The following is a 6,142-nucleotide window of genomic DNA, read 5'->3' as shown; positions in this document are numbered from 1 at the left end:
ATTGAATCATGCGGTTATTTTTTATTATAATAAGTTTGAATGATGACAAGGGCGGATGAGTTGTCATCATAAGACAGTGAGGAATCTTTATGAGTAAACAAGCCCCTCTTTTACACCCAACCCCAAAACAAGCTTTACTGATTGCCATGATTGTGGTGGCGGTACTTGCTTTGACGATGATTCAGCTTGGCTTTGTGCCGTTGCTATCTTTATTGATTGTCATTCTAGGTTTGATGATGTTCGGCTTATGTAAGGGTGTCAAGTTTGAGGCAATGCAAGATAGAATGATAGGCGGTGTCGCCACGGGCATGGGGGCGATTTATTTATTTTCGCTCATTGGGTTGCTTGTGTCAGCACTCATGATGAGTGGAGCGATTCCCACGCTGATTTATTATGGTTTTGAGATGCTGTCATCACAATGGTTTTATCTGTCAGCTTTCATATTGGCAAGTGTGATTGGTTTGGCTTTGGGGAGTGGATTTACCACTTGTGCTACGGTAGGCGTGGCTTTTTTGGGTATGGCGAATGCCTTTGGGGCAAATCCTGCGATTGTGGCAGGAGCGGTAGTTTCTGGGGCATTATTTGGTGATAAGATGTCGCCGTTATCCGACACCACAAGCATCGCTGCTTCGATTGTGGGCGTGGATTTGTTTGATCACATCAAAAACATGATGTACACCACAGTGCCTGCTTGGCTGATGACAGCACTGATTTTTACATTCATGCCTTCTTTGGGCGGTGATTTTTCAAATATTACTACCTTACAGACCAGCTTGCTGTCAAGTGGGTTGGTGCATGGCTATACACTCATGCCTTTTGTGGTTTTGCTTGCATTGGCACTCATGAGAGTGAACGCCATATATAGCATCGCTGCCACCATCGTGGTCGCAGTTGGCTTGACTTATATTCATTCTAGCCCAAGCCTTTCTCAACTGGGTGGTTGGTTTTTTAAAGGCTATTCACCTGCCGAAAACTTAGAGTTGGGTGATGTGGGTAAGCTGATCTCTCGTGGTGGCTTGGAGAGCATGTTTTTTACCCAAATTTTGGTGATTTTGGCATTGTCGTTGGGTGGGTTATTGCAAGGTCTGGGTGTGTTACCAGCACTGCTTGATGGCATGCGTCATTTATTGACAAAGGCAAGTCGTGGCGTGGCAGCAGCGGCATTCACTTCTTTTGGCATTAATGTGTTGGTTGGTGAGCAGTATTTAAGCTTGTTGCTTTCGGGCAATGCTTTTTTACCAGAATATAAAAGACTTGGATTGCATCCAAAAAATCTGTCTCGCACCATCGAAGATTCTGGCACCGTCATCAATCCCTTAGTGCCATGGGGGGTGTATGGAGGATTTCTGACTGGCGTGTTTGGCATGCCTGTCATCAGTTATGTGCCTTTTGCGTTTTTTTGCTATTTTTGTTTTATTTTGACATTGATTTATGGTTACACTGGCATCACCATTACCAAGACACGGTAAGACCATGTCATGACGCATGAATAAAGCAGGGGTTGCCCTGCTTTATCATTTGAATGATTGGAAGTTATTGAAACAGTTCGTCCGTTTTTACCGCCATGATGAAATCATTTTTATGCAGGCCTTTAATGCTGTGCGACCACCAAGTAACCGTTACCTTGCCCCATTCAACAAAGATTCCAGGGTGATGCCCTTCTGATTCGGCAAGGTGCATCAGCTTTTCGCCGAATTCCCAAGCGGCTTTGAAGTTTTTGAATTTAAAAACTCGTTTGAGTTGCAAGACATGATGCTCGCTTACTTGCTCGGAGATGACAGCCCAGTCGGGTAGCTGTTTCATGAATTCAGCAAGCTCTTCATCAGTAACCTTTGGGGCATCGGCTTGACAAGCTTCACAAAATTGACTTTTTAAATCACTCATAAAAGATTCCTTATTAACGATGTTTTTAGGGTAGGTTATTTGTCATGCCGTCTGATCATCAAGCAGGCTTGGATGTGGCTCAAATAATCCTTGCTCCATGGCTTTGTTCACTTCAGCCATCAATGATTTTTCGGTCAGTGAAAACAGCTGCTCTGGGTTGTCGATGACATAATAGATGGGTTGAATTTTATCAATGCGATAGGGTGTTCTTAAAATGTCATTGACATTGAAGGGTCGGTACTCTGGCTTACCACTGACGGCATACTCTGTCTCAGCAGGAGATGACAAAATACCACCGCCATAGATTCTAAGACCGTCTTTGGTGTTAATCAGGCCAAATTCCATCGTAAACCAATAAAGTCTTGCCAGAAATACTCGTGTCTTTTTATCGGCTTGTAGTCCCAGCTTGCCATAGATGTGCGTAAAATTAGCAAAATCAGGATGAGTCAATAAAGACAGATGTCCAACAATTTCATGAAAAATATCAGGTTCTTGAATGTAATCGAAATCTTCTCGAGTACGGATGAAAGTGGCTACGGGAAATTTTTGGTTGGCAAGCAACTCAAAAAATTTGCCAAATGAGATGAGGGCGGGTACAGGAGCGGTTTGCCAGCCAGTTCTGCCCTTTAATACAGCGTCCAAATCAGGCAGTTGAGGAATGCGATCAATCGGTAAATTTAGGGCTGTCAGACCATTGAGATATTCATCATAAGCCCTACCAACGATGCTTTTTTGTTGGCGAGTTTGTAAATCATGCCACACTGAGTTTTCATCTGCCGACCAGTTAATCAATCCGTTGTCGTCAGGCTTGTGGGATTTATAAGGAGTTTTATCTTGCATAAAATGTCCTTTTTATAGTTTGGATTTGGCTTGATAGGGTTATTATAAGAGAAATGATGCGAATGATCTATGGGAAATTTACTTTTTTTATCAGATATTTAGATAAATGGTGTGCGGATCGGAAGGTCTGTCTTGGTGTTAAATGTTGGGCGGTCAATGGTGATTTTTGGGGTTGTGTGTCTTTTTTGAGTTATAATAACATTCACGGTATTAATTAAGGATTGGAGTATGTTGAATTTTTTTGATGCACCGCTTTGGCTGCGGCGAGTGGTGATTGGACTATTGTCAATCGTGGTGGCGGTATTGGTGTTGGCGGTACTGACCTATCGCCAATTGCCAGACAACACCCAAAAGAGCATTTCTCATCATCTGACACCCAATCTTGATGGTGCGATTGCCAAACGGCTTTTGCCGCAGATATCTCAGCATGCTAAGGAAAGTGGTATTTATATGCTGGCAGACAGTCGAGATGCGTTCTTGGCACGCTTGGCTTTGGTAGAAAAAGCTGAGCAGAGTTTGGATTTGCAGTATTATATTTATCATGATGACCTATCTGGCAGACTGCTTAGTCAACGACTCATTGCTGCTGCTGATCGTGGTGTGAGAGTGAGGATGCTGCTTGATGATCACACAATGGCAGGCATGGATGGTGTGATTAAAGCATTAGATGATCATCAGAATATTGAAGTGCGTCTTTTCAACCCATACATGCAGCGTCAATTTCGCCCATTGGGTTATTTGACGGATTTTTTTAGACTTAACCGTCGCATGCACAATAAATCCATGACCGCAGACAGTATTATTAGTATCGTAGGTGGTAGAAATATTGGTAATGAATACTTTGACGCCAACAGTGGCATCATGTTTGCTGACTTGGATGTGGCTGTGGTGGGTCAGGGGGCACAGCAGACAGCGGAAGATTTTGACAGATATTGGAATGATCAATCATCCTATCCTGCGTCAGTCATCATTGGGAATGTCGCACCTGCTGATCTGTCAGGTGTGAGTGATGAGGCCAGAGGATATCTTGGTTTATTGATGCAGACAAATTTTGCCAAATATCTTACCGATGGTCAGATGCCCTTGGTTTGGGCAAAGACCATGCTCATCAGTGATCATCCCAGTAAAGTCCTAAAAAAACAGCAAGAACAAAATATTTTGGACAAGTATATTGCCCCCTTGATGGAGAACGCCCAAAAGGAGCTGGTCATTGTCTCTCCTTATTTTGTGCCAACCAAGCAAGGAGAGAGAATGCTAAGTAATCTTGCTAAAAAAGGCAAGTCAGTTGGGGTGCTGACCAACACACTTGCTGCCAATGATGTGGCGGTGGTTCATTCAGGATATGCTAAATATAGAAAGGATTTGCTAAAAAGCGGTGTGAAGCTTTATGAACTCAAAGATGATGCAACAGTCAAACCAGCCGCTGTCAGAGGTGCATACGATGGGCAGGGGGCGAGTTTGCACGCCAAAACCTTTGTGGTGGATGGACGATATTTATATGTTGGCTCTTTTAATATGGATCCGCGTTCTGCCAATCTTAATACTGAAATGGGGTTGATCATTGACAGCCCTAAGCTTGCCAAAAGCTTGATTGACCAGCTTTCAATCAATCTGTCAAAGCATACTTACACCGTCAGCTTGGATGATGAAGGCAAGATGATTTGGACGACCCAAGAAAATGGTGAGATGATTCAGCAAGACCATGAACCAGAAAGCTCTTTATACCGTCGTGTGCAAGTTTGGATAGCCAGTCATTTGCCGATTGAGTGGCTTTTATAGTAATTCTTGATGTTGTTCATTCATATTGACCTTCTTGCACATACTGGCATAGCATGACATAAAACTTTTGGGCAGCGTCGGATAGAGGTCTGCCGCGTTTGCGATATAAAAAAGCAGGTCGAGTGATGCGAGGTTCTGTCAAAAGACGCATGCATAGACCATGTTGGGCGACCCGAGCCCGAGAATACGGCAAACAGAAAGTAAGTCCTAAGTGCTGCGTTACCATACTAAATGCCGTGGTTAAAAAATTCACTTGATGGACAGCATTTTTGATGATGGCCGCATCCTGACTGGGTAAGTCTTGCATTAAAAGCTGATTGAATGAGCCTGACAATGTGATTAAGTTTTCACCTTGTAGTTGCGACCAATTGACATGGTCCAGCTGGCTAAATGGGTGGGTTTTTGGCATGACCACATAAAAAGGTAGCTCAAACAGCATCTCACTAGATAAACTGTCAACAATGTCTCTCTCAGGTCCGATGCCAAAATCCACCGCACCTGAATTGACGGATTGAATCACGGTATCTACCGAGCAATCGTCCAATGTAACTTTGATGCTAGGATATTTATTTGCAAATTTTGCCATGACGGCAGGCATGAGTGATGCTGCCAGTTGCTGACTCACAGCAACTTTAACTTGCCCACTTTGCAAATCTTTAAGCCTGCTGACTTCAGTGGCCATGTTTTCTACATCATAAAGTATGCGAATCGCCATTGGGTAGATGTGCTGACCTGTGGTTGATAGTGATAAGGTGCGAGTCGTGCGATCAAACAATCGCAAATCCAGTAGGCTCTCAAACTCTTTAATCAGACCGCTTAGAGCGGATTGGGTAATGTGTAGCTGTTCGGCAGCTTTGGTAAAACTTCCCAATTCAGCGACTGCCTTAAAGGCGCGAAGCTGTCGCAAGGTAATATTGGCTGGATTCATGCTAACTAACCTTGATTGATGATGATGAGTCAAAATTATCATAAATACCGATAAATAATCAAGAAATTCCTGCTTTATTTTCGGCGTTTTTTTTGGTGAAATGTGCTCATAGCCAAGCGAAAAATATATCCGCTAACCATAAAGGAGATAAAAATGGCATTAACCCAAGGCGTACATCATGTGGCATATCGCTGCAAAGATGCCAAAGAGACGGTAGAGTGGTATCAAAAACATTTGGACATGGATTTTGTGCTGGCGATTGGGGAGGATAAAGTACCATCGACAGGCGAAAATGATCCTTATATGCACATATTCTTAGATGCTGGTGGTGGCAACATCTTGGCGTTTTTTGAGTTACCCACTCGCCCAGAAATGGGAAGAGATCCAAATACACCCATTTGGACACAGCATTTGGCATTGAAAGTGGAGAGTATGGAGACATTACTTGATACTAAGGACAAACTGATCAGTCAGGGCATCGAAGTACTTGGGCCGACCAATCACACATTGTTCCACTCAATTTACTTTTTTGACCCCAATGGACATCGCATTGAACTTGCTTATGATGTTACGACCAGTAAGCAGGCAAAGGCTTTGGATAAGGTCAAGTGGGACATGCTCAATGAATGGGCGGTTACCAAAAAAGCCCCCAAACATGCTCGCTGGGTTCATGATGGTACAGAGCCCCCTGAAGTGGACTAAGACGAAGTC

The 6,142-nt window shown here is 43.5% G+C and carries 6 protein-coding genes; 3 read left to right on the top strand and 3 right to left on the bottom strand.

Going from position 1 to position 6,142, the window contains the following annotated elements:
• Positions 1 to 89 precede the first annotated feature (89 nt).
• Positions 90 to 1,469: a Na+/H+ antiporter NhaC gene (nhaC, locus tag M2R47_RS05770; RefSeq protein ID WP_249100224.1), complete on the top strand. Its 1,380-nt coding sequence runs from the start codon at positions 90 to 92 to the stop codon at positions 1,467 to 1,469.
• A 64-nt stretch (positions 1,470 to 1,533) separates the two neighbouring features.
• Here the strand turns inward: nhaC and M2R47_RS05765 are convergent, their stop codons facing one another.
• Together M2R47_RS05765 and phhA are read right to left on the bottom strand one after the other, a co-directional pair.
• Positions 1,534 to 1,884 carry a 4a-hydroxytetrahydrobiopterin dehydratase gene (locus M2R47_RS05765; RefSeq protein WP_249100221.1) on the bottom strand — a complete coding sequence of 117 codons (351 nt, stop codon included), beginning with the start codon at positions 1,882 to 1,884 and terminating at the stop codon, positions 1,534 to 1,536.
• Positions 1,885 to 1,926: 42 nt separating this feature from the next.
• On the bottom strand, positions 1,927 to 2,724 hold the full coding sequence (gene phhA, locus M2R47_RS05760) for a phenylalanine 4-monooxygenase (RefSeq protein WP_249100219.1): 798 nt from the start codon (positions 2,722 to 2,724) through the stop codon (positions 1,927 to 1,929).
• A gap of 228 nt (positions 2,725 to 2,952) precedes the next feature.
• On the opposite strand from phhA, the gene M2R47_RS05755 reads away from it, so the two are divergent.
• Positions 2,953 to 4,503 (top strand): phospholipase D family protein, encoded by a 1,551-nt coding sequence (locus M2R47_RS05755; protein ID WP_249100216.1) that lies wholly within the window; start codon positions 2,953 to 2,955, stop codon positions 4,501 to 4,503.
• Positions 4,504 to 4,519: 16 nt separating this feature from the next.
• On the opposite strand, the gene M2R47_RS05750 is transcribed toward M2R47_RS05755, so the two are convergent.
• Positions 4,520 to 5,431, bottom strand: a complete 912-nt coding sequence (locus M2R47_RS05750) for a LysR family transcriptional regulator (RefSeq protein WP_249100213.1) — start codon at positions 5,429 to 5,431, stop codon at positions 4,520 to 4,522.
• Between the two features lie 153 nt (positions 5,432 to 5,584).
• Between M2R47_RS05750 and M2R47_RS05745 the strand changes: the two genes are divergently transcribed.
• Positions 5,585 to 6,133, top strand: a complete 549-nt coding sequence (locus tag M2R47_RS05745; protein WP_283162920.1) for a VOC family protein — start codon at positions 5,585 to 5,587, stop codon at positions 6,131 to 6,133.
• The last annotated feature ends 9 nt before the right edge of the window (positions 6,134 to 6,142 follow it).

Source organism: Moraxella oculi, assembly GCF_023336735.1.
Classification (GTDB): domain Bacteria; phylum Pseudomonadota; class Gammaproteobacteria; order Pseudomonadales; family Moraxellaceae; genus Moraxella; species Moraxella oculi.
This window is presented reverse-complemented; position numbering and strand designations above follow the sequence as displayed.